This window comes from Delftia sp. DS1230 (assembly GCF_040112715.1).
Classification (GTDB): Bacteria; Pseudomonadota; Gammaproteobacteria; order Burkholderiales; family Burkholderiaceae_C; genus Comamonas; species Comamonas tsuruhatensis.
In genome coordinates this window covers 5,086,076-5,109,177 of record NZ_CP157763.1, presented here as the reverse complement: position 1 = coordinate 5,109,177, position 23,102 = coordinate 5,086,076, and the positions used below count along the sequence as shown (strand labels likewise).

At 67.9% G+C, this 23,102-nt stretch carries 21 protein-coding genes; 11 read left to right on the top strand and 10 right to left on the bottom strand.

Annotated features, from left to right (window positions below):
- From ctaD to AAN986_RS23050, 5 genes are all read left to right on the top strand, one after another.
- A complete protein-coding gene (ctaD, locus tag AAN986_RS23070) occupies nt 1-1,671 on the top strand; it encodes a cytochrome c oxidase subunit I (RefSeq protein WP_016450140.1) in 1,671 nt (556 codons plus the stop codon).
- Between the two features lie 105 nt (nt 1,672-1,776).
- On the top strand, nt 1,777-1,884 hold the full coding sequence (locus tag AAN986_RS23065) for a cytochrome oxidase small assembly protein (protein ID WP_016450141.1): 108 nt from the start codon (nt 1,777-1,779) through the stop codon (nt 1,882-1,884).
- 28 nt (nt 1,885-1,912) lie between these two features.
- Nucleotides 1,913-2,533: a cytochrome c oxidase assembly protein gene (locus AAN986_RS23060; protein WP_016453742.1), complete on the top strand. Its 621-nt coding sequence runs from the start codon at nt 1,913-1,915 to the stop codon at nt 2,531-2,533.
- Nucleotides 2,530-2,742, top strand: a complete 213-nt coding sequence (locus AAN986_RS23055; protein ID WP_047219386.1) for a DUF2970 domain-containing protein — start codon at nt 2,530-2,532, stop codon at nt 2,740-2,742. The genes AAN986_RS23060 and AAN986_RS23055 overlap by 4 nt, the downstream gene beginning before the upstream one ends.
- Nucleotides 2,743-2,812: 70 nt before the next feature.
- Nucleotides 2,813-3,694, top strand: a complete 882-nt coding sequence (locus AAN986_RS23050; protein ID WP_016450144.1) for a cytochrome c oxidase subunit 3 — start codon at nt 2,813-2,815, stop codon at nt 3,692-3,694.
- 70 nt (nt 3,695-3,764) lie between these two features.
- Here AAN986_RS23050 and AAN986_RS23045 read toward each other — a convergent pair whose 3' ends face one another.
- A complete protein-coding gene (locus AAN986_RS23045) occupies nt 3,765-4,007 on the bottom strand; it encodes a twin transmembrane helix small protein (RefSeq protein ID WP_016450145.1) in 243 nt (80 codons plus the stop codon).
- 29 nt (nt 4,008-4,036) lie between these two features.
- Here AAN986_RS23045 and AAN986_RS23040 point away from each other — a divergent pair, with 29 nt between their 5' ends.
- The 5 genes from AAN986_RS23040 to AAN986_RS23020 all read left to right on the top strand — a co-directional run bounded on the left by AAN986_RS23040 (nt 4,037) and on the right by AAN986_RS23020 (nt 9,927).
- On the top strand, nt 4,037-4,810 hold the full coding sequence (locus tag AAN986_RS23040; protein ID WP_047219387.1) for an SURF1 family protein: 774 nt from the start codon (nt 4,037-4,039) through the stop codon (nt 4,808-4,810).
- Nucleotides 4,797-5,486, top strand: coding sequence for a hypothetical protein (locus tag AAN986_RS23035; protein WP_016450147.1), 690 nt, complete (start codon nt 4,797-4,799; stop codon nt 5,484-5,486). The genes AAN986_RS23040 and AAN986_RS23035 overlap by 14 nt, the downstream gene beginning before the upstream one ends.
- A 208-nt stretch (nt 5,487-5,694) precedes the next feature.
- Nucleotides 5,695-6,309 (top strand): SCO family protein, encoded by a 615-nt coding sequence (locus tag AAN986_RS23030; protein ID WP_047219388.1) that lies wholly within the window; start codon nt 5,695-5,697, stop codon nt 6,307-6,309.
- Nucleotides 6,310-6,469: 160 nt separating this feature from the next.
- Nucleotides 6,470-8,065 carry a methyl-accepting chemotaxis protein gene (locus AAN986_RS23025; RefSeq protein ID WP_047219389.1) on the top strand — a complete coding sequence of 532 codons (1,596 nt, stop codon included), beginning with the start codon at nt 6,470-6,472 and terminating at the stop codon, nt 8,063-8,065.
- Nucleotides 8,062-9,927, top strand: a complete 1,866-nt coding sequence (locus AAN986_RS23020) for a GGDEF domain-containing phosphodiesterase (protein ID WP_047219390.1) — start codon at nt 8,062-8,064, stop codon at nt 9,925-9,927. The genes AAN986_RS23025 and AAN986_RS23020 overlap by 4 nt, the downstream gene beginning before the upstream one ends.
- 83 nt (nt 9,928-10,010) lie before the next feature.
- On the opposite strand, the gene AAN986_RS23015 is transcribed toward AAN986_RS23020, so the two are convergent.
- From AAN986_RS23015 to AAN986_RS22975, 9 genes are all read right to left on the bottom strand, one after another.
- Entirely contained in the window at nt 10,011-10,676 is a 666-nt protein-coding gene (locus tag AAN986_RS23015) for a Crp/Fnr family transcriptional regulator (protein ID WP_047219391.1), read from the bottom strand.
- 227 nt (nt 10,677-10,903) lie between these two features.
- Entirely contained in the window at nt 10,904-11,881 is a 978-nt protein-coding gene (locus AAN986_RS23010) for a hypothetical protein (RefSeq protein ID WP_016450152.1), read from the bottom strand.
- A complete protein-coding gene (locus tag AAN986_RS23005) occupies nt 11,881-13,833 on the bottom strand; it encodes a StlD/DarB family beta-ketosynthase (RefSeq protein ID WP_047219392.1) in 1,953 nt (650 codons plus the stop codon). The genes AAN986_RS23010 and AAN986_RS23005 overlap by 1 nt, the downstream gene beginning before the upstream one ends.
- A 15-nt stretch (nt 13,834-13,848) precedes the next feature.
- Nucleotides 13,849-14,784 carry a fatty acid desaturase gene (locus tag AAN986_RS23000; RefSeq protein WP_047219393.1) on the bottom strand — a complete coding sequence of 312 codons (936 nt, stop codon included), beginning with the start codon at nt 14,782-14,784 and terminating at the stop codon, nt 13,849-13,851.
- Nucleotides 14,781-15,527: a sterol desaturase family protein gene (locus AAN986_RS22995; RefSeq protein WP_016453752.1), complete on the bottom strand. Its 747-nt coding sequence runs from the start codon at nt 15,525-15,527 to the stop codon at nt 14,781-14,783. Before AAN986_RS22995 ends, AAN986_RS23000 begins: the two co-directional genes overlap by 4 nt.
- 33 nt (nt 15,528-15,560) lie before the next feature.
- Nucleotides 15,561-16,553, bottom strand: coding sequence for a tripartite tricarboxylate transporter substrate binding protein (locus AAN986_RS22990; RefSeq protein ID WP_047219394.1), 993 nt, complete (start codon nt 16,551-16,553; stop codon nt 15,561-15,563).
- Nucleotides 16,554-16,649: 96 nt separating this feature from the next.
- Nucleotides 16,650-17,594 carry an RNA polymerase sigma factor RpoH gene (rpoH, locus tag AAN986_RS22985; RefSeq protein ID WP_016450157.1) on the bottom strand — a complete coding sequence of 315 codons (945 nt, stop codon included), beginning with the start codon at nt 17,592-17,594 and terminating at the stop codon, nt 16,650-16,652.
- A gap of 264 nt (nt 17,595-17,858) precedes the next feature.
- On the bottom strand, nt 17,859-18,926 hold the full coding sequence (locus AAN986_RS22980; RefSeq protein WP_047217987.1) for a 2,3-butanediol dehydrogenase: 1,068 nt from the start codon (nt 18,924-18,926) through the stop codon (nt 17,859-17,861).
- Between the two features lie 69 nt (nt 18,927-18,995).
- Nucleotides 18,996-20,798, bottom strand: a complete 1,803-nt coding sequence (locus tag AAN986_RS22975; protein ID WP_047217986.1) for an NAD(P)/FAD-dependent oxidoreductase — start codon at nt 20,796-20,798, stop codon at nt 18,996-18,998.
- 320 nt (nt 20,799-21,118) lie between these two features.
- Here AAN986_RS22975 and AAN986_RS22970 point away from each other — a divergent pair, with 320 nt between their 5' ends.
- Entirely contained in the window at nt 21,119-23,077 is a 1,959-nt protein-coding gene (locus AAN986_RS22970; protein ID WP_047217985.1) for a sigma-54-dependent Fis family transcriptional regulator, read from the top strand.
- Nucleotides 23,078-23,102: the final 25 nt, after the last annotated feature.

Here is a 23,102-nt window from a genome sequence, read left to right as displayed (position 1 = left end):
ATGAGCGCCGTACTTCCCCCCATCCACAGCCCTGCGGGCGAGGGCCACGAACATGCGCATGAGCACGAGCATGGACACGGGCATGACGACCATCACCACCACGCCACGCCCACGGGCTGGCGGCGCTGGATGTTCGCCACCAACCACAAGGACATCGGCACGCTGTACCTGCTGTTCTCGTTCACCATGCTGATGGTGGGCGGGGTGCTGGCGCTGCTGATCCGCGCCGAGCTGTTCCAGCCCGGGCTGCAGATCGTCAACCCCGAGCTGTTCAACCAGCTGACCACCATGCACGGCCTGATCATGGTGTTCGGCGCCATCATGCCGGCCTTCGTGGGCTTTGCGAACTGGATGCTGCCGCTGCAGATCGGCGCCTCCGACATGGCCTTCGCGCGCATGAACAACTTCAGCTTCTGGCTGCTGATCCCGGCCGGCCTGATGCTGGTGGGCTCGTTCTTCATGCCCGGCGGCGCACCCGCCGCAGGCTGGACGCTGTATGCGCCGCTGACGCTGCAGATGGGGCCGTCCATGGACACCTCCATCCTGGCCATGCACATCATGGGCGCAAGCTCCATCATGGGCGCCATCAACATCATCGTCACCGTGCTCAACATGCGCGCGCCCGGCATGACGCTGATGAAGATGCCCATGTTCGCCTGGACCTGGCTGATCACGGCCTACCTGCTGATCGCCGTCATGCCCGTGCTGGCCGGCGCCATCACCATGACGCTGACGGACCGCCATTTCGGCACCAGCTTCTTCAACCCCGCAGGCGGCGGCGATCCGGTGATGTACCAGCACATCTTCTGGTTCTTCGGCCACCCCGAGGTCTACATCATGATCCTGCCGGCCTTCGGCATCATCAGCCAGATCGTGCCGGCCTTCAGCCGCAAGAAGCTGTTCGGCTATGCGTCCATGGTGTATGCGACCTCGTCCATCGCCATCCTGTCCTTCATCGTGTGGGCGCACCACATGTTCACGACCGGCATGCCCGTCACGGGCCAGCTGTTCTTCATGTACGCCACCATGCTGATCTCGGTGCCCACGGCCGTGAAGATCTTCAACTGGGTGGCCACCATGTGGCGTGGCTCCATGACCTTCGAGACGCCCATGCTGTTCTCGGTGGGCTTCATCTTCGTGTTCACCATGGGCGGCTTCACGGGCCTGATCCTGTCGATGGCGCCCATCGACATCCAGCTGCAGGACACCTACTACGTGGTGGCCCACTTCCACTACGTGCTGGTGGCCGGATCGCTGTTCTCCATGTTCGCGGCCTACTACTACTGGGCGCCCAAGTGGACGGGCGTGATGTATTCGGAGACGCGCGGCCAGATCCACTTCTGGGGCTCGCTGATCTTCTTCAACATCACCTTCTTCCCCATGCACTTCCTGGGCCTGGCGGGCATGCCGCGCCGCTATGCCGACTACCCCATGCAGTTCGCCGACTTCAACATGGTGGCCTCGCTGGGCGCGCTGGGCTTTGGCCTGATGCAGGTGTATTTCTTCCTCTTCGTCGTCGTGCCCGCCATGCGCGGCAAGGGCGAGAAGGCGCCGCAAAAGCCCTGGGAGGCTGCCGAAGGCCTGGAGTGGGAAGTGCCCTCGCCGGCGCCGTTCCATACCTTCGAGACGCCGCCCAAGCTGGATGCGACGGCGACCCGCGTCATAGGCTGAAATGAACCACCGCCTGGGTCGCTTCGCGCCTTCCCCCTTCCTTGGTGCCCCTGGGGTGGGGCGCGACAGTCTCAGAGATTGCCAGTAGTCATGGAGATCAGAAAAATGGATGCACAGCAACGAAAAGCCAATGTGCGGCTGGCGCTGATCCTGGTATCGGTGGCGCTGGTCTTTCTGGCCGGCTTCGTGATCAAGATCACCGTGCTCCATTGAGCGCTTGAAGGCAACAGGAGGGCAATCCGTGAGCGTGCGCAGTGAAAACGCGAAGATGGTGGGCAAGCTGGCCGTGGTGGCGCTGGGCATGTTTGCCTTCGGCTACGTGCTGATCCCCATCTACAAGCACATCTGCGAGCTCACGGGCATCAACATCCTGTCGCTGTCCGAGCGGCAGGTGCCGGGCAACGGCACGGCCGGGCGCGATGTGAAGCTGCCGGCCAACTCGCAGGTGGACAAGAGCCGCACCATCACCGTGGAGTTCGACGCCAATGCGCGCGGGCCCTGGGACTTCAAGCCGGCGCAGCGCTCCATGCAGGTCCATCCGGGCGAGCTGGCCACGGTCATGTACGAATTCCAGAATGTGCAGAACCGCCGCATGGCGGCCCAGGCGATACCGAGCTATGCGCCACGCCAGGCGGCTGCGCATTTCAACAAGCTCGAGTGCTTCTGCTTTTCGCAGTACACGCTGGAGCCAGGGGAAAAGCGCGAGTGGCCGGTGGCCTTCGTGATCGATCCGCGCATCTCCAAGGACGTGACCACGATCACGCTGTCCTATACCTTCTTCGAGGTGGGCGGCAGGACGCCGGCCGCGCCCACGGGCGATGCGCCGGTGGCCGCAGGGCCGAAGCAGGAGCCGGCCTCATGAATGCGCCGCAACCCGGGGACAAGCGCCGCCCGCCCAGCGTGTGGCGCACGGTGCGCGCCGTGGCGTGGTCCCTGTTCGGCGTGCGCAGGGCTAGCGAGTACCAGCAGGACGGGGAGCGCATCACGCCGCTGCATGTGATTGCAGTGGGGCTGGCGGCCATCTTCCTGCTGGTGCTGGGATTGATCGCGCTGGTCAGGCTCGTGGTCTGAGCGGCGCGGCCATCGGGGACAGAGAGTGATAGACGGGAAACACAGAACCAAGAATGTCAGGAGCTGAGCAATGAGTGCAACCACCCACGGCAAAACGCCTTACTACTACGTGCCGGCAGAGTCCAGCCATCCCGTCATGGCGGCGGCGGGGCTGTTCTTCGTGATCCTGGGCGCGGGCAACTGGATCAACGGCCATGAATGGGGCATGTACAGCCTGGGCCTGGGCCTGGTCTGGTGGCTGGCCGTGCTCTTTTTCTGGTTCCGGGAGGCCGCGCATGAAAGCGAGTCCGGCAAGTACGGTCGCAAGATCGACCTGTCCTTCCGCTGGAGCATGAGCTGGTTCATCTTCTCCGAGGTGATGTTCTTCGGCGCCTTCTTCACCGCCCTGTGGTGGGCGCGCTCGCACTCGGTGCCCGCGCTGGGCAGCCTGGACAACGCCTTGCTGTGGCCCGACTTCAAGGCCGTCTGGCCCAGCATGGCAGCGGGTGCCACGGCCTCGCCGGCCAACAGTGTCGAGCCCTTCCAGACCGTGGGCCCGTTCTGGCTGCCCACCATCAACACGGCGCTGCTGCTGACTTCGGGCGTGACGCTGACCATTGCCCACCATGCGCTGCAGGCCGGCCACCGCGCCCGCACCATCGCCTTCATGTGGATGACGGTGATCCTGGGCTTCGTCTTCCTGTGCGTGCAGGGCTACGAGTACTACCACCTGTACACGGATCTGAACCTCAAGCTGTCCTCGGGCGTGTTCGGCTCGACCTTCTTCCTGCTCACGGGATTCCACGGCTTCCACGTCTTCGTGGGCATGCTGATGCTGTTCTTCATCACCATGCGCCTGCATGCCGGGCACTTCACGGCCGAGCGGCATTTCGGCTTCGAGGGCGCGGCATGGTACTGGCACTTCGTGGACGTGGTGTGGCTGTTCCTCTACGTGCTGGTCTACTGGATGTAGTCTGTATCCGGCCCCATGCAAAAAGAAGCGCCAGGGCGCTTCTTTTTGTTTGTGGGGGCAGGGGGCTTGTCTATTGCCCGGCGGTCCAGCCGGTGGGATGGATGTAGCCCAGCTTGGCCGCCAGCAGCACGCACAGGAACAGCGCGATGGACAGGCCCACGCGCAGCGCCAGTGCACGGAACATGGCGCGGCTGCGGCGCCTGTCGTCGCCCGCTCCCTGCTGGTCTTCGGGATTGCGGCGCATCATGAAGAACAGGGCGCTGCCCAGACTGGCGACAATGGCCAGCAGGGCGAGAACGATCACGAATTTCATGGGTGGATTATCCGGTGCGTGTTTCCAGAATGCCAGAGCGCTGGCGGTTTGTACTGATCACCTTGGCCGCGCTGATCGGCGTGGCCGTCACGCTGTCCCTGGGCCGCTGGCAGCTGCAGCGCGCGGCCTACAAGCAGGAACTGTTCGACGCCGTGCAGCGCCAGCAGGGCCTGCCGCCGTGGAGCAACGCCCAGCTGGCAGCCGTGCAGCCCGATGCGGTGCCGAACCCCGAGGCCGCGCCCTGGCTGCACCGTCCCGTGCAATTGCAGGGCCACTGGATTGCGGGGCAGACGCTGTACCTGGACAACCGCCAGATGCAGGGCCAGCCGGGCTTCTTCGTGCTCACGCCGCTGCGGCTGGCTGCGCCGCATGAGGACGTGGTGATCGCCGTGCAGCGCGGCTGGGTGCCGCGCAACTTCCTGGACCGCACGGCCCTGCCCGAGGTGCAGACGCCCGAAGGGCTGGTGACCGTCCAGGGGCGCATGGAGGCCGCGCCGTCCCGGCTCTACGAATTCGGCCGTGCAGGGGCAGACCCTGATGGGCAAAAGTCGCGCATCCGACAGAATGTGGACATTGCCGAATGGGCCGTGGCCTCCGGGCTGCCGCTGCGCGAATGGAGCCTGCTGCAGACCGGCGAAGCCAGCGAAGGCCTGCGGCGCGACTGGCCTGTTGTGACGGCCGGTGTCGAGAAACACCATGGCTATGCGTTCCAATGGTTTGGACTTGCGGCCCTGATCACGCTTTTGTATGTCTGGTTCCAAATCGTCCGACGCTTTGTCCGCCCGCGCCATGCCCGCTCCTGAGACTCCCCTGGAGATGACTGTCCATGGCCTGCCACCCTTGCAGCCGAGCCTTGCCGGCGCGCAACGCACGCGCAGCGGCCGCTGGAAGATGCTGGCCGTGTTCGCGGTCTGCGCCGCGCCCGTGGTGGCCTCCTATTTCACCTACTACGTGCTGCGGCCTGGCCAGCAGCGCAGCTTTGGCGAGCTGATCGCGGACCAGCCAGCCTTGCCACCGGCCACGGCCACCACGCTGGACGGCGCCCCTGTACCGCTGCAGTCGCTCAAGGGCCAATGGCTGCTGCTGAGCGTGGCGGGCGGGGCTTGCGGCAGCGCCTGCGAAAGCCATCTCTATCTGCAGCGCCAGCTGCGCGAAACCCTGGGCCGCGAAAAGGACCGGCTGGACCGGGTCTGGCTCATCTCCGACGACGCACCCGTGCCCGCGCACCTGCGCCCCGCGCTGGCCCAGGCCACGGTGCTGCGCGTGCCCGAGGCCGTGCTGCGCGGCTGGCTGCAGCCCGCGCCCGGCCATGCGCTGCAGGACCACCTGTACGTGGTGGACCCGCAGGGCCACTGGATGATGCGCATGCCCGCCGGGCTGGGCATGGCCGACGCCGGCAAGGCCAAGCGCGACCTGGACCGGCTGCTGCGAGCATCGGCCTCGTGGGACACGGCGGGACGCCCCGGCGACGGCGACTGAGGCCTGCGCCAAGGAACCGAGCCGGCAGCCAGGCCGTCTCATGGAGGCAGGCAGGCCCCGCAGCGCCGGGGTCTTGCGGTTATGGGTTATGGTTTGCGGCTGTGCGAAAGCGCCTTCAGCAGACGCTTTCGCCTTTTCCCTTTCCAGCCCGGGCGGCGCGCAGGCTTTGCGGCCACGCAGCCTGCGGCAACTACCTTGTTGAGGAAGCATGAACAAACGGACAGCGCTGCGCTTTCTGGGCGTGACCGCCATGGCATGGGGCGCCCTGGCGCTGAGCGGATGCTCGCGCGAGGCCAAGACCAGTTTCCAGGGCGTCGATGTCACGGGCGCCGAATACGCCAAGGACATTCCCCTGCGCGATGTGAACGGCAAGCAGCGCAGCATCAAGGACTTTGCGGGCAAGGTCGTCGTGGTCTTCTTCGGCTACACGCAATGCCCCGACGTCTGCCCCACCACCCTGCAGGAGCTGGTCGAGGTCAAGCAGCAGCTGGGCGCCGATGGCGACAGGCTGCAGGGCGTCTTCGTCACCCTGGACCCCGAGCGCGACACGCCCGAGGTGCTCAAGGCCTACCTGGGCAACTTCGACCCCGGCTTCGTCGGCCTGCACGGCACGCCCGAGGAGACGGCGGCCGTGGCCAAGGATTTCAAGCTCTTCTACAAGAAGGTGCCCGGCAAGACCGAAGGCACCTACACGCTGGACCATTCGGCCGGCAGCTATGTCTACGACACGGCCGGCCGCCTGCGCGTGTATGAGCGATACGGCGGCGGCCCGCAGGTGCTGGGCGCCGACGTCAAGGCCCTGCTGCAGGAAAAGCGTTCCTGATCCTGCGCGCGCCGCAGCCAGTGTGACCGCCGTCACATTGGCTGCGTTTAGGCGCGATGCGGCACACCATCCCTGATGTGCATCGCCGCAGGACTGCTTAGAGTGGGCCCCGCCTGGAGCGTCATGCCGACGCCCCGCCCATCTCCAAGAGACCTGATCCATGCGGCGAAACGTGTACGTCACCCAGCGTGAGTACCCTTTGAACGAAGGAGAGACGCTTCTTTCCGTCACCGACCTGAAGGGGCGCATCGTCTATGCCAACGATGCCTTCATCCGCGTCAGCGGCTTCGAGGCCGCCGAGCTCTACGGCAAGGCCCACAGCATCGTGCGCCATCCGGACATGCCGGCCGCCGCCTTCGCCGACATGTGGACCACCATCCAGCGAGGACTGCCCTGGAGCGCCCTGGTCAAGAACCGGCGCAAGAACGGCGACCACTACTGGGTGCGCGCCAACGCCAGTCCCATACGCCATGCGGGCACCGTGGTCGGCTACCTGTCCGTGCGCACCCGGCCGCAGCCGTGCGAGGTGCAGCAGCATGCGGCGCTCTATGAACAGATCAATGCCGGCGTGCGCTCGCTGGGCCTGCACCGGGGCTTCCCAGTGGGGCGTGGCGCCGCGGGCGCGCTGCAGCGCTGGTGGCGCTTCAGGCCGCTGGCCTGGCGGGCGCAGGCCATGGTGGCGGGACTGTGGCTGCTGGGATCGGCCGGGCTGTGGTTGCCGTCGCTGCAGGCCTGGGCCTCGGCTTTGCCCCTGTCCCTGACGCTGGCCGAGATCTGGCCCGCCTGGCTGTTCTGGAGCCTGGCTTGCGTGGCGGCCGGGCAGTGGCTGCGCAGCAGGCTGCTCATGCCCCTGGCTGCCCTGCGCGGACAGGCCCAGGCCGTGGCCAGCGGGCAGCAGACGGGGGAACTGTTCACGCAGCGCACGGACGAGATCGGCGCCATCGGCGGCGCCGTGCGGCAGACCGGACTCAACCTGGTCTCCCTGGTGGACGACATCCAGGGCAAGAGCGACCAGGTGCGCCGCTGCGCGCTGGCCGTGCAGCAGGGCAGCACCGAACTGAGCGACCGCACCGAGGCTGCCGCCGCCAGCCTGGAGCAATCGGCCCAGGCCATGCAGGCCTTGGCCTGCGCCATAGAGCGCAGCAGCGCCCAGGCCGGCGAGGCCGCCCGCCGCGCGCGGCATGGCGTGGACATGGCCGGGCAGAGCAGCCGCATGGTCGCGCAACTGGACCAGGGCATGCGCGGCGTGGCCCGGACCAGCGATCAGGTCGGGGAGATCAGCTCGCTCATCGACGGCATTGCCTTTCAGACCAATCTGCTGGCGCTCAACGCCGCCGTGGAGGCCGCGCGCGCCGGCGAGCACGGCAAGGGCTTTGCCGTGGTGGCCGACGAGGTGCGCGGCCTGTCCCAGCGCAGCGCCCACGCTGCGCGCCAGATCAAGGCATTGATCGAGGCATCGCAGCAGCAGGTGGCGCAAAGCTGCGCCATGGCGCGCGAAATGGGCGAGGCCATGCTCGCCGTGCAGGCCGACATGCGCGAGCAGCTGCTGCTGGCCGAAGGCATGCAGGCCGCCAGCCAGGCCCAGGCCGGTGGCGTGCAACAGGTACAGGCCGCCGTGCAGCAGCTCGAACAGATGACCCAGCACAACGCCACGCTGGCGCGCGACACCATCGCGCACGCGCAGCAGCTGGCCGCGCAGGCTCAGGCGCTGGAGGCTGCGGCATCGGTCTTCCACGGCAAGGGGCCGTCCGCATGATGGCGTCGGCCTGGAGCGCGCAAGCCGGCCATCTGATCGGGCCGTGCGAGGCGCTGGATGAGGAGCTCAAGCGCGTGGCCATGGAGGCCGCGCCCGACGGCATCGTGCTCGTGGATCGCAAGGGCCACATCCTGCTGGCCAATCCCGCCATGCAGGCCATGAGCGGCTATGGCGCCTCCGAGCTGCTGGGCCGTCCGCTGCAGATGCTGCTGCCGCCCGAGGCGCATGCGGCCCATGGGCCGCAGCTGCAGTCCTACTTCGCCCAGCCCGCGCGCCGGCCCATGGGGCAGGGGCGGGACCTGTGGCTGCTGCGCAAGGACGGCAAGCGCCTGTCCGTGGACATCGCCCTGGGCCATTCCCCGCACGGCGGGGGCGTGGCCGTGGCCTTTGTGCGCGACCTGTCGCAGCTGCGCCAGATGGAGGCCTGCATGCACTACCACGCCACGCACGACACGCTCACCGGCCTGCTCAACCGCTGGCAGTTCGGGTTGCAGCTGGAGCAGGCGATCTCGCAGGCGCAGGCGCAAGTGGGTTCGGGCTCGGGCTCGGGCACCGGGCCCGCGTCCTTTGCGCTGCTGCTGCTCGACCTCGACAACTTCAAGGCCATCAACGACGGCTATGGCCACGACGTGGGCGACCAGGTGCTCAAGGAAGTGGCGCGCCGCCTGCAGGCCGCGCTGGGCACTTCGGCCACGCTGGCGCGCATGGGCGGTGACGAATTCACCGCCGTGCTGCATCCCTGCAACGGGCCGGACCTGCGCCGGCGCGTCGACGCGCTGCTGGGCGAGCTGTGCCGGCCCTGCGCCATCGGCCACTACGCGCTGAACTTCGGCGCCAGCGTGGGCGTGGCCTTCTACCCGCAGGACGCGGGCGATGCGGCCACCCTCATGCGCTATGCCGACATGGCCATGTACGACGCCAAGCAGCGCGGCCGTGCCTCCTACGCCTGCTATGCCAGCGCCATGGGCGAGGCCATGGCCGAGAAAGTGCTGCTGCACGAACGCCTCAAGCGCGCCCTGGACCGGGGTCTGCTGAGCCTGCATTTCCAGCCCCAGGTGCAGGTGCTGGGCGGCCAGGTCCAGGGCGTGGAGGCCCTGCTGCGCTGGAACGACGAGCAGATGGGCTGGGTCTCGCCGGAGCGCTTCGTGCCCGTGGCCGAGTCCACGGGCCTGATCCTCGCGCTGGGCGAATGGGTGATCGATGCGGCCTGCCGCCAGGCCGGCGACTGGCTGCGCGCAGGCATGCCGCTGCGCGTGGCGGTCAACCTCTCGGCCCAGCAACTGCGCCAGGCCGACCTGCAGCAGCGCCTCATGGGCAGCCTGGCCCGGCATGGCGTGCCGCCGCACCTGCTGGAGCTGGAAGTCACCGAGTCCGCCGCCATGACCGACCCGCAGCAGGCGCGCGAATTGCTGGGCAGCCTGCTTGCCGCAGGCGTCTGCGTGGTGCTGGACGATTTCGGCACCGGCTACTCCTCGCTGGCCCACCTGCGCGATCTGCCCGTCTCGCGCGTGAAGATAGACCGCACCTTCATCGGCCCCATGCTCGACAGCCCGGCCGACGCCAAGATCGTCAAGGCCGTGATCGCGCTGGCCCGCACCCTGGGCCTGCAGGTGGTGGCCGAAGGCGTGGAAACGGCCGAGCAGCTGCGCCTGCTGCGCATCCTGGACTGCGACGCCTACCAGGGCTGGCTCTTCGCCCGCGCCATGCCGGCGGAGCAGATTCCCGCGCTGATTCACAAGCCCGTGGCGACCTTGCTGGCGCAGCAGGAGGAAGAGGCGCTTGAGCATCAAACTGCGGACTGTTGCGATGGGAAGGGAGCGATGGTGAGCAGGGACGGCGGTTCTGCCAAACCTGGCGCTTGATGTTGCAACAGGTCGGCAAGCCTACCGGTCCGCCCGATCAACCGCCACGCCTCTCGCACCCCACCTCCTTCACCTCACCTCCCTCACCCCACCTCCCTCACCCCACCCCCACTGATCCTCGACAACACCGCAGGCTGCAGCACGCAATGCCATCGATCCGGCCGCTCCAGCGCGCCCAGTTGCACCAGGCGCACAAGGCTGCGCGCAATGGTTTCGCGCGTGGTGGCCAGCAGGGCGGCCAGTGCGCCCTGGCTGGGCAGGCGCACGAGCAGGCTTGACTGCAGCGCGGCCAGTTGCATCAGGGTGGCGGCCAGCTGGCGCAGCACGCCGGGGATGCGGACGATGTGGGCCCATTCCGCCAGCAGGGCGTTGTTGCAGGTGTAGCTGGTGGCCAGCGCGCGCACGAAGGCGGCATCGACCAGGCCGCGGCGCGTGATGGTGGCGATGTCCACGCAGCAGATGCGCCCCGGGCCCAGGGCCTCGAAGTGCATGGCCGAGGGCTGCTGCAGCCAGCCCGGGCTGCCCAGCGCGTGGCCGTTGCCGAACAGCGCCACGGGCCGCTGCACGCCGTCGCAGCCACGGCGGATGGCCAGGACGAAACCGAGCTTGATCACCTGGAATTCATGGGCAACGCAGCCTTGCGCCTGGAGCTTCTGGCCCTTGGCCAAGCCGCGTTCGCGGATGTGCGGCAGCCATTGCTGGAATGCGGGCTCGGGTAACTGGCCCAGCAGGCAATGGGACGAACGCATGCATTCGCTGCAGCGTACGGCTGAAGGCGCAAAGGACGACGATGGCATGGCACGGACGGTTCGAAGGCGCCGCAAGCCAGGGCAGGAGGCGCCCTGGCGCTGGCAGGGACCCGGGCGTGCGGCCAGGGCGAAGCCGTGCAGGCTAGCGGGCCCTGCGGCTGAATGCAACGTGATGTAACCGTTTTCGCGCCAGATGGCGTCAATCCGCCGCTGTTCCTTGACCTGGGTCAGACGGCTGCCGTGCTGCTGGCGCTGCTGGCATGGTCGGCACCGCTGGCCGTTTCGCTGCCGTGGGCGCGGGCGGCTTCGCGCATGCGTGCCAGCTCGCGTGCGGGCAGGGGGATGTCGCCGCTGGCGACCTTCATCAGCAGGCAGTGCAGCATTTCGGTGGACAGGCCGTGCAGCACCAGGCGGTGGCCGGCGCGCAGGGTGGACAGGGGCACCAGCGGGTGCTTGTTGTTGAGCATGACCAGGTGCTCGGGCGAGGCGAGGATCTTGGCCGCATAGATGGCCACGGTCTCGTCCAGCTGCAGCGAGTTGCTGGCGCGCCAGAAGTCGTTGTCGGTCAGCAGCAGCTGGTAGACGGGCGTGTAGACCTCGATGGCGCTTTGCAGGTCCAGCAGGTTCAGGCGCCCGCGCGGCATGTCCTCCAGGCGCAGGGGCGGGTTGCGCAGCATGGAGAAGTCGGGCTCGGCCACGGGCTGCAGTTCCTGGCCTGCGGCGCGCAGCGCGTTGTTCAGGCGGATGACGAAGTTGAACAGGTTCAGGTCGTGCCTGAGGAACAGGTCGTCCTTGATGTCGTCGATGCTGTCCGGCTCCAGCGGTGTGGTGGACACGGGCGTGGGCGCATTGGCCGCGACAAAGGCCAGGATCTGCGAGCCCAGGTGGAAATGGCGCAGGATGAGCCAGTTGGCCTCGGGCGAGACGAAGCGGTTCATGCTGAAGGCGAGCAGCCGGTGCAGCAGCCTGGAGTGGGCCCAGTTGCGCGGCAGCAGCACCTTGAGGATCTGGATGAGGACGATGCTGGTGCGCGCCAGCGGCCGCAGGAAGGGCAGCAGGTACTGGCGCGAGCCGCTGCTGCAGTCGCGCAGCCAGGCGGCCTTGACGTCGTCGGGCAGCGGCGTGCTCTGGTCCAGGTACAGGGCACGCCAGGGGCTGGGGTCGCGCTCGTCGTGGGGCTGGTCGATGAAGTCTGGCGGTGGCATCAGTTCTCCTCGGTCAGGACATGCTCGAACTGCATCAGGTACAGCGCCGCCGTGTGGCGCGCGGTGCGCACGATGGCCTGCGCCGCCGTACCCCCGCTGCCGTCTGTGCCGTCCAGCGCCATCACCATCTGCACGGCCATGAGCCAGCGTTCCAGGTGGTGTTCGTCGTTGGCGCCGTGGTATTCCAGGAAGCGGAAGGCATCGGGCGGCAGCGGCAGGCTGGCGCGCAGCAGCGGCAGCAGGCTGGGCACGATGCGCTGGCCCGTGCCTTCGATGATGTAGATGGCGCCCAGCAGGCCCACGGGATTGGGCGTGGCGGCCAGGCCGTGCAGATAGGCGTTGAGCGCCTCGCCGCCGGGGTTGCGGCGCAGGCGGGTGAGGTCGGTCTCGGTGCCGCCAGCCTTCAGGTAGTCCTCGTGCAGGATGCGGAAGTCGTTCTGCTCCTCGCCCGCATGCACGTCGATCAGCGCAGCCAGCGCCGCGTGCTCGCCGGTGAGCGAGGCCGCGCCCTCGCGCATCCACAGGCTGCCCTCGCGCACCTGGGGAACCCAGTGGCTCATCCAGCGCACGTAGTCGGCGGTCTGCAGCCTGCCTGTGCGTATGCGCTGCAGCAGCGGCGTGCGCCACACGCGCGAGCGGTAGTCCTGCCAGAGGCTGGCCAGTTCGGTCAGCAGCGGCGCGAGCGTGGCCGGGGCCTGGTTCGGGTCGTGGGGCGGGGCGATGGTGGAGACATCGGGCAGCAGGTCCGGGGCAGCGGAAGCTTCGGCGGTCGCACTGCGTGCTGCGGCCGTGGCCGGGGTGGCGGTGGGCGCCTGGGCCGCATCCTCCACTTCCAGCAGCATGTAGCCGGCCGTGAAGCGGCCCGATTCGGGAATGAAGCACAGCACGGTGTCGCCGTGCTTCAGGCGTGCCGATTCCGTGCGCAGGAACTCGGACATCATCACGAAGATGGAAGCCGCGCCCGTGTTGCCGCGCCAGGCCAGGTTGCTCCACCAGCGTTCGCGCGGGATGCCGAGCTGGGCCTTTCCCAGCAGCTCGTCCACCACGGGGATGAAGCGCTCCGACGAGTAGTGGCACAGGAAGTGGTCTATGCCGCGCCCGGGCACCCAGCCCGTGTGCGCCAGGTGGGCGTATTCGTGGATGCAGACATCGAACAGGTGCGGCAGCAGACGGATGTCCTGGCGCAGCGACAGCGCGCCTGCGGCCTCGGCATCGCCCCAGGCGGCAAAATCCAGGTGGCTGGTGGCGCGGTCGGGCGTCAGGCCCAGCTGCATGCAGACCGGGTAGTCGCCCGCAAAGCTGCGCAGGTGCGTCCAGCGCAGCTTCAGGCGCAGGCCGGGCGCGTCGGGCAGGGCCTGCGGGCCGCCCAGCAGCACGGCGCCCGCGCCATCGGACAGCATCCAGCGCAGGAAGTGGGCGTCGAAGTCCGTGTTGTATCCCTGGGCCGCGAAGCGCGAGCGCTTGAACAGGCGCGAGGGCATTTCGCTGGCCACGGCCAGGGCCAGCGAGTCGGGCGCGCGGTCCACGGCCTGGGCCGCTGCCTGCAGCGCGCCCACGCTGGCGGCGCAGACGCCGTGCACGGACAGGGTCTCCATGGGCGGCGCGGCCATCTCGCCCTGGATCATGCTGGCAAAGCCGGGCATGAGCGCATCGCCGCCCGAGGAACCGCTGGCCAGGAAGCCCACATCGCCCAGCGCGCGCCCGGCCTGCGCCAGGCAGTCCTGGATGGCCTGGGCGGCCATGGCCGTGTTGCTGTGCACGGTGCGGCCTTCGGCGTCGATGGCGTAGTGGCGCTGGACAATGCCGTTCTCGGCCAGGATGCGGCGCTTGAGGCGCTCGGACAGGCGGTTGAGCGGCGCCACGTAGGCATCCATGCCTGCGTTGTCCACGGGTTCACCGGGCAGGAACATGCCTGCGGCATGCAGATAGACGTTGGAATAGGCGACGGGCATGGGTTCTGGGACGTATCAGTCGTATGTTCCGGGAGGCATGTGCGCACGCGTGCGGGCCGGCGGCCAGATCGTGCCCAGCACGAAGACGCGGGCCATGTAGGGTAGCAGTCCGCCTTCGTTGAGCGCAGGGGCCACGCGCTGGCGGTAGTGCTCGCTGTGCAGGCGCGTGAGCTCGGACCAGTGGGCCTGGGGCCGCTCGTGGTGGGCCGTGTGCAGGCCGATGTTGAACAGCAGCGGATTGACCCAGCCCTCGAAATTGCGCGCGTAGTTCAGTGGCGTGGCGCTGTCCAGCCGCTGGCCGCGCGTCAGTGGCCGGCCATCGGCATGGGCGTGCTGCAGGTAGTTGGTGGCCAGCAGCCAGTGCAGGCCATGCAGCTGGGGAACGATCACCAGCAGCAAGGCCTTTTGCCAATCCAGCGACAGCAGCAGTGCCCAGCTGCCCAGCCACAGCAGGTACTGGCCCATGCAGTAGCGAAAGGCGCCGGGCCAATGCCGCCGCAGCTGGCCCAGCCAGCGCAGGAACAGCGGGTACAGCACCCAGCCGGCCTGCAGCGGGTGGAGCAGGTAGCCCAGCAGATGGTTGTGGTCGCCGCCGAAGCGGTAGGTGCGTGCCATGTCGCGCGGGCCGTGGCGGAAGCGGTGGTGGTTGGCCACATGGGCGGGCCAGAACACGAAGGTCGGGTGGCCTTGCAGCAGGGTCAGCCAGTAGTCGGTGAAGCGGTTGGCCCAGCGCCCGCGCCACATGCGCAAATGCGTGTGGTTGTGGTGGATGACGCCCACGCCCAGCGTGAGGAACAGCTCGATCCCGTAGAGCCACAGGTTCCAGCCGTGCTGCCACTGCCACCACACGATCAGCGGCAGCGCCACCAGATAGGCCAGCGACTGCAGGTCGCGCCAGTGGCGCAGCCGGGGCAGCCGGGGCTGGACGTGGCGAGCAGGCGGTCGGCTCATTCCGTCCTGGGCCGGGCCGTGGCGGGCAGGGCCACGCGCGTGCGCATCAGCCGGTCCATGAAGGCCAGCGCAAAGCCATAGTTGCCGTTGGGCCGGGCATGGTGCAGATGGTGGCGCCGGCTGGCGGCCAGCGCATGCGTGTCGGACACCCCGGGAAAGAAGTCATAGTTGGAGTGGCCTATGACGTTCAGCAGCAGGCTGAGCACCGGCACCGAGGCCAGCGACCAGAAACTGAAGTCGTGCACCACCATGGGCAGCAGGATGACGTTGCCCAGCATCAGCGCCTCGATGGGATGGAAGCTGTAGGTGGACCACGGCGTGGTGACGATGGAGCGGTGGTGGTCGCCATGAAAGCGCCCCAGCAGCCGCGTGTGCAGCAGGCGGTGGTTGATCCAGAAATGCACATCGTTCCAGATCAGCAGCACCACGACTTCGATGGCAATGCGCCAGGGGCCTGCATCGGGCTCCAGCCGCGCCCACCCCAATTGCAGAAGGCCCCAGGGCACGATCATGCCGATGCCGAAGATCAGCACCGAATGCAGCGACTGGCGCCATTCGCGCTGCAACTGGTCGGGCTTGAGCGGGCGCGTGTCCAGCACGCGGCCCACGCCGCGCCGCTGCAGCCAGCGCGTGAGCGCCGACATGCCCCAGCCGCCGGCCAGGTAGAGCACGCCAAAGAAGGCCAGGCCCCAGGCCATGACCTGCCAGGCATTGAGTTCGGTGAAGGCTTGGGCTGCGGTCATGGGGGTGTCAAAGAGGGCACGTCACTGGGCGCATCATTGTGCGCGTATGCCCTGTTCGCGGATGATGCGGCCCAGCGTCGCCACGTCCTGGCGCATGCGCAGGGCCAGGCCTTCGGGCGAGCTGCCCACGGCCTGCCAGCCCTGGGCGGCCAGGCGCGCGCGCATCTCGGGCGAGCGCACGATCTCGCTCACGGCCTCGGCCAGCTTGTGCACATGGGCGGCGGGCATGGCCTTGGGCGCGGCCACGGCGTTCCAGATCTCCAGGTCGAAATCGCCCACGCCCAGCTCCTTGAGGCTGGGCAGGCCCGGCGCCAGCGGGCTGCGCGCGGCCGAGGTCACGGCCACGCCGCGCAGCTTGCCGGCCTGGACCTGGGCCATGGCCAGCGCGGGCGGCAGCATGGACAGCTGCAGGTCGCCGCCCTGGATGGCGTTGAACACCTGCGGGTAGCCGGGATAGGGAATGTGCTCGGGCCTGAGCGCGGAGCGGCTCTTGAGCAGCTCCATGCCCAGGTGGCCCACGGTGCCCACGCCGGGCGAGCCGTAGCTCCAGCGGCTGCCGGCCTGGGCAGCGGCCTCCAGGAAGGCCCGACCCTCGGGCGCGCCGGCCGGCGCCACCAGCACCAGGGGCGCCACGCCGATCAGGCTGACGGGCTGCAGGTCCTTGACGGGGTCGTAGCGCACGGCGGGGTTGAGCAGGCGGGCAATCGTCAGGTTGCCGTTGATCATCACGCTGAAGGTATGGCCATCGCGCGCACGGGCCACCTGCTCGCCTGCAATGTTGCCGCCTGCGCCCACCTTGTTCTCGACGATGACGGGCTGGCCCAGGCGCTTTTCCAGCGGCTCGGCCAGGGCGCGCGCCGTGAGGTCGGGCGAGGAGCCCGCGGGAAAGCCCACGATCAGATGCAGGGGCCTGCTGGGCCACTGGTCGCCCGCCACGGCGGCGCAAGGCAGCAGGGCCGAAGCCAGGGCGGTGGCCAAGGCATTGGCGAAGAGGCGGCGTAGTGGCGAGATGGCGCTGGCGGGCATGGGTGCGTGGGGGCCGCAAAGGCTGCGGGCAATAAAAAACCCGGAGATTATCCGGGTTTGTCTTGAAGCAGCCTGTCAGCCCAGGCCGTCAGGCCATCAGGCGAACTCGGCCAGGGCCTTCTTCATCTTCTTCATGGCAGCCACCTCGATCTGGCGAATGCGCTCGGCGCTCACGCCATACACGGCGGCCAGCTCATGCAGCGTCATGCCGCCCGAGCCGTCATCGTTGACCTTGAGCCAGCGCTCCTCGACGATGCGGCGGCTGCGGTCGTCCAGCGAATCCAGCGCCATGGCAATGCCGTCGGTGGCCAGATGGTCACGCTGGCGCGACTCGATCATGGCCGTGGGCTCATGTGCGCCGTCGGCCAGATAGGCGATGGGACCGAAGGCCTGCTCGCCATCATCGCTGGGCGAGGGGTCCAGCAGCACGTCGCCACCGGCCAGGCGCGTTTCCATCTCCATGACTTCTTCGCGCTTGACGTTGAGCTTCTCGGCCATGGCGTCGATCTCGCCGGAGGTCAGCGTGTCGCGCAGCATGGCGCCGTCCTCGGCCATGGCGGCGTCGGACTTCAGGCCCTGCTTCATGGAGCGCAGGTTGAAGAACAGCTTGCGCTGGGCCTTGGTCGTGGCGACCTTGACCATGCGCCAGTTCTTGAGGATGTACTCGTGGATCTCGGCCTTGATCCAGTGCATGGCGTAGCTCACCAGGCGCACGTTCTGATCGGGATCGAAGCGCTTGACGGCCTTCATCAGGCCGACATTGCCTTCCTGGATCAGGTCGCCGTGGGGCAGGCCGTAGCCCAGGTACTGGCGCGAGATGGACACCACCAGGCGCAGGTGGGACATCACCAGACGCCCTGCGGCGTCCAGGTCACTGTGTTCCTTGAGCTTGCGGGCGTAGTCCTGCTCTTCCTCGAGGGTGAGCATGGGCAGGCGGTTGACCGCGGAAATGTAGGCATCCAGATTGCCCAGAGGCGGCACCAGGGCCCAGGGGTTAGCGGGCGCCAAGGTGGTCGCAATGGAGCCGGAGGCGTTTGTCATTGCAGAGTTCCTTTCTTCCATTCCTTCATATTAGCACTCGTTAGGATTGAGTGCTAAAGCCGAAGTTCCGCGGGTTTTTCAGTCGGTTGCAGAAATCTTCGGCACTGCAAAAGTCGCTTCTGGCTAGTCTGAGCGATTTTTGGAAACCCTGCTTGCCGGCGGGAGGCATGTGTCGGCCCCCGCCGGGTTTTGACCCCTTTGCGCCCGGCTCCGCCGGCGACCGGCACGAAAGATGCAGGTTCGTGCAGTCGCGGTGCCCAGCGGCTATTTGAACCGTGGCTGCACGATGATCTTCACCGCCGACTCGTTGTTGTGGATCAGCGTGTCAAAGCCCTGGGCCACCAGGTCATCGAGCTGGATGCGCTGGGTGATGAAGGGCTCGAGGTTGATCTTGCCCTCCTCGACCAGCTTGATGGTTTCCTGGTGGTCGTTGCAGTAGGCGATGGTGCCGCGCACGTCCAGCTCCTTCATGACCACGCTGTGCACGTTGATGGTGGCCGGATGGCTCCAGATGGATACGATCACCACCACGCCCGTGGCCTTCGTCGCGGCCACCAGCGTGTCCAGCACCTTGTTCACGCTGGAGCACTCGAACGACACATCCACGCCCTTGCCACCGGTGAGCTTCATCACCTCGGCCACCACGTCCACTTCGGAGGGGTCCAGGATGTGATCGGCCACGCCCGATTCACGCGCCTTCTGCTTGCGCTTGGCGCTCAGTTCGGTGATGACCACCGTCAGGCCCTTGGCCTTCAGGATGGCGGACAGCAGCAGGCCGATGGGGCCTGCGCCGCCGACCAGCGCCACATCACCCGCCTTCGCTCCGCTGCGGGTATAGGCATGGTGGCCCACGGACAGCGGCTCGATCAGCGCGGCCTGATCCAGTGGAATGGCATTGGAGATCGGGTGCACCCAGCGGCGCTTGACCGCAATCCGCTCGGACAGCCCGCCGCCGCGCCCGCCCAGGCCGATGAAATTCATGTCCTTGGACAGGTGGTAGTGGTCGCCCGGCCCCGTGGGCACGTCGTCGGCCACGATGTAGGGCTCCACCACGACGTGCTGACCGACCTTGATATCGTCGACGCCCGCGCCCACGGCGTACACCACGCCGGAGAACTCGTGCCCCATGGTGATGGGTGCGGACTCGCCCGAGATGGGGTGCGGATGGCCGCAGGGCGGAATGAAGATCGGCCCTTCCATGAACTCATGCAAATCCGTGCCGCAGATGCCGCACCAGGCCACCTCGATGCCCACGGTGCCGGGCTCCACCACGGGTTCGGGGATGTCTTCGATGCGGATGTCGCCCCGGTCGTAGAAACGTGCTGCTTTCATGATTGAACTTTCTGTTTTGCAAGGCTGGGTTGGCGGGCGGCACAGCCGCCCCATGGCGATTATTCGGCCTTACCGCAGGTGATGAACTTGCTGCAGGTCATAGACACGCACTGGCAGGCCTTCCTGCCGCGCCTTGAGCTGCAGCGCCAGGTACAGCGAATAGTGGCGCGACTGGTGCAGGTTGCCGCCGTGGAACCACAGCGCCTCTTGCTGCGTGGGCTTCCACATGTTGCGCTGCTCGCCCTCCCACGGTCCCGGGTCCTTGGTGGTGTCCGAGCCCAGGCCCCAGACCTTGCCCACCTTGTCCGCCACCTCCTGGCTGATCAGGTCGGCCACCCAGCCGTTCATGGAGCCATAGCCGGTCGCGTAGACCACCAGGTCGGCCGGCAGCTCGGTGCCATCGGCCAGCACCACCGCGTTTTCCGACAGGTGGCTGATCTGCTTGCCCGCCTGCAGCTTGATGCTGCCGTCGATCACCAGATCGCAGGCCCCCACGTCGATGTAGTAGCCCGAGGCGCGGCGCAGGTACTTCATGAAAAGGCCGGAGTCGTCATCACCGAAGTCCAGCATGAAGCCGGTCGCCTCTAGCTTGCGGTAGAAGTCCGCGTCGCGCTCGCGGATGCGGTTGTACACCGGCACCTGGAAGTCGGCCATGATGCGGTAGGGCAGCGAGGCGAAGATCAGGTCCGCCTTCCTGGTCGTCACGCCGCTGGCCACGGCGCGCTCCGAATACAGGTCGCCCAGGCCGATGTCCATCAGCGAATCGGAGCGCACGATGTGCGTGGACGAGCGCTGCACCATGGTCACATCGGCGCCGTGCTCCCACAGGGCCGCGCAGATGTCGTGCGCTGAATTGTTGGCGCCGATCACCACCACCTTCTTGCCCGCATAGGCATCCGGGCCATGGTGCTGGGACGAGTGCTGCTGCTCGCCCTTGAAGACGTCCTGGCCCTTGATCTTGGGCACATTCGCCTTGCCCGACATGCCGGTGGCGAACACCACATGCCTGGGGCGCAGCACCTGCGTCTCGCCGTTGCGCTCCACGGTCACTTCCCATTCCTGCCTGTCCTCATCGAAGCGGGCGTTCAGGCAATCGGTGGAGGGCCAGTAGTTGACCTCCATCACCTTGGTGTACATCTCCAGCCAGTCGCCGATCTTGTCCTTGGGCGCGAACACGGGCCAGTTGTCCGGGAACGGCATGTACGGCAGGTGGTCGTACCAGACCGGGTCGTGCAGGCACAGCGATTTATAGCGGTTGCGCCACTGGTCGCCAGGGCGCGCCTGGCGGTCGATGACGATGTGCGATACCCCCAGCTGGCGCAGCCGCGCGCCCAGCGCAATGCCGCCCTGGCCGCCGCCGATGACGAGCACGAAAGGCTGCTTGTCACGGCCCAGTTCCTGGGCCTCCTGCTGGCGGCGCTCCAGCCAGGTCTGGCGGCCACGCCGGATGCCGTGCTCGGCCCCCATGGGGCGGCGCGTGCCCATGGGTTCCTCATGGCCCTTGAGCTCCTGGGCGGCCGTCAGCAGCGTCCAGATGAGCCCGTCCCTGATGCGGACATGGCCGCCCCCGCGCGCATGGCGCGTATCGATCACGATCCAGGCGGACACCACGCCATCGGCCTCCTCCACCGCCTCGCGCTCGTCCAGCGAAAAGCGCACGGGCGCCGCGGCGTCCAGCTGCGCAGCCAGCATGTCGGCGATCTGGCTGCGCCCTTCCATGGTCTTGATGTTCCAGGTCAGCAGCACCAGGTCGCGCCAGTAGCATTCATCGGCGAACAGGCGGCTGGCGGCCGCGAAGTCGCGGTCTCCCAGGGCATGGTTGAGTTGGTCTAGCAGCGCCTTGGCGCGGGCGTTGGGCGTCGTATCGGTCATGGTTGTCTCCTTGATGCGGTCATGCCCGCTGGTTTTTCTTCGGGCAGGCCCTCTTACGCAATCACCATGCCAGACAGGCCCGGCGGCAGGATGCGCCAGGCAAATCAAGGGGTTGCCTGCGCGCCTCCGGTACAAACCCTGCGCCTTGCACCCCGCTGCCCGGCGTTGCCGCCCGCGACAGGTGGGGCAGCCCTGCGACACCTGTCGCACCAGGCGTGCTGCAGCGCAGCAGGGGCAGTGGGTAAGTCTTGATTGGCGCTGCGCCGCACAGGGCACAGAATCGTCTGCGGCACGTTCAAAGCCCGCATCGACTCCACGCCATGCCCCTGCAGTCCTACGCCTCGCACATCCAGGAAATCGAAGCCTTCGGCCTGGGCTACTCCCACCGCGGGCAGGAGCGCGACCGCGCCGTGCTGCGCAGCTGGCGCCGCTGCATCGACTCCCACCGGCTCGACCCGGCGCATACCAACGAAGCCCACATCGTCACCGAAGGCCAGCTGCGCGCGCACCGCGAGGAGTCCGAGCCGCTGATCCACATCGCCCGCCATGCGCTGGAGCGGCTGTACCAGCAGCTCAAGGGACTGGACTACGTGCTGCTGCTGGCGGACCGGCATGGCGTGGCCGTGGACTTTCTGGGGCATGAGGCCGACAAGGGCGACCTGCGCCGCGCGGGCCTGTATCTGGGCGCGCAATGGCGCGAGGACCACTCGGGCACCTCGGCCGTGGGTGCCTGCCTTGAGACGGGCGAGGCGCTGACGGTGCACCAGAGCGACCATTTCGACTTCACCCACACCGGCCTGTCCTGCACGGCCGCGCCCATCTACGACATGCGCGGCGAACTCGCGGCGGTGCTGGACCTGTCGCTGCTGCGCTCACCTGCCGAGCGGGCCAGCCAGAACCTGGCGCTCAACCTCGTCATGGCCGCGGCGCGGCGCGTGGAGCAGGCCAACCTGATGGCGCAGTCCGGCCAGGACTGGGTGGTGCGCCTGGCCCAGTCGCCCGATTTCCTCGACGTCGATCCCGACGCCTCCATCAGCGTCGATGCACGTGGCCGCATCCGCGCCATGACCCACGCGGGCGCGCGGCTGTTGGCAGCGGCCGCGCAACTGGACTGGCGCCAGCGCAAGAGCCTCATCGGCCAGCCGCTGGAGCGCTTCTTCGACGTGGACCTGCGCCACCTGTCCGAGCTGCGCCGCAATCGCCCGGCGCAGGAGCGCATCATCCGCGCCCGCGACGGCAGCATCCTCTTCGCCCATGCCATGGAGCCGCAGCGCCGGACACGCCGCCTGCAAGCGCAGGCAAGGCCGGCGCAGCCCCCGCTGCCTGCTGCGCTGCAGGCGCTGGACACGGGTGATGCCGCACTGCAGACGCTGCTGCGCAAGGCCGCGCGGCTCGCACCGCAAGAGCTGCCCGTGCTGGTGCAGGGAGAGACCGGCGCGGGCAAGGAATACCTGGCCCGCGGGCTGCATGCATCCAGCGGCCGCAGCGGCGCCTTCATTGCCATCAACTGCGCAGCCATTCCCGAGGCACTGTTGGAGAGCGAGCTGTTCGGCTACCTGCCCGGCACCTGGACCGGCGGCGCCAGCAAGGGCCGCGAAGGGCTGATTGCTGCGGCACACGAGGGCACGCTGTTCCTTGACGAGATCGGCGATATGCCCCTGGCCCTGCAGGCCAAGCTGCTGCGGGTGCTGTCCGAATCCGAAATCACTCCCTTGGGGGCGCGCGCGCCACGGGCGGTGGCGGTGCGCTTCATCTCGGCCTCGCACCAACCGCTGGCCGAGCTGGTGCGGCGTGGCAGCTTCCGGGAAGACCTGCTGTACCGCCTCAACGCGGCCGAGCTTCGCCTGCCTGCGCTGCGCCAGCGCAGCGACCTGCAGACCATTGCCGACCAGATGCTGGCCACCCTGGGCAGCCACCTGCACCTGGGCGACGCAGCCCGCGCCGTGCTGGCCGCGCACGCCTGGCCCGGCAACCTGCGCGAGCTGCACAACGCGCTGCGCTACGCCGCAGCCCTGTGCGGCCACGATGGCGACGGCACCATCGAGCCCGACCACCTGCCTGACCACCTGCACGATGTGCTGCACCGCGCACCAGCGCGCACCGCCTTGGCTGGCAATGCCGGCGAGCCCGCCGCACAGGCGCTGGAACAGCTGCTTGCGCAATGCCAGGGCAATGTCTCCGAGGCGGCGCGCCAGCTCGGCGTCAGCCGCTCCACCATCCACCGGCGAATCCAGCAGCTGCAGCTGGGCGTGCGGCATGCCCATTGGCGCGGGACATAGCACGGCCTTCGCCCCAGGGCCCATG